1 protein-coding gene is annotated in these 463 nt (G+C 59.6%); it reads right to left on the bottom strand.

The genetic code is table 11. The features are described from left to right. On the bottom strand, positions 1-463 hold a 463-nt coding region (locus Tanf_RS16755; RefSeq protein ID WP_046826094.1), incomplete at both ends, for a transcription termination factor Rho.

Raw genomic sequence — 463 nt, 5'->3', positions numbered from 1 at the left:
CGGGGTTGTTGCGGGCGATGTTCGAAGCGATGTTTTGCAGCATCAGCGTCTTACCGGCCTTCGGCGGTGCAACCAGCAGGCCACGCTGGCCTTTGCCGATCGGCGCGCAGAGATCGATGATGCGGGCCATCAGGTCTTCGGTGGAACCGTTGCCGGCTTCCATGACCAGGCGCTCATCGGGGAACAGCGGGGTAAGGTTTTCGAACAGGATCTTGTTCTTGGTGTTTTCCGGCTTGTCGAAGTTGATCGAATCAACCTTCAGCAGGGCAAAGTAGCGTTCGCCGTCTTTCGGCGGGCGAATCTTGCCGGAAATGGTGTCACCGGTACGCAGGTTGAAACGGCGGATCTGGCTGGGCGAGACGTAGATGTCGTCCGGGCCGGCGAGATAGGACGAGTCAGCCGAGCGGAGGAAGCCGAAGCCGTCCTGCAGAATCTCCAGAACGCCATCACCGAGAATGTCTTC

The organism is Tannerella forsythia (assembly GCF_001006485.1).
GTDB classification, from domain to species: domain Bacteria; phylum Bacteroidota; class Bacteroidia; order Bacteroidales; family Tannerellaceae; genus Tannerella; species Tannerella forsythia.
The sequence above is the reverse complement of the archived record's forward strand: the minus strand, read 5'-3'. Positions and strand labels throughout refer to the sequence as shown.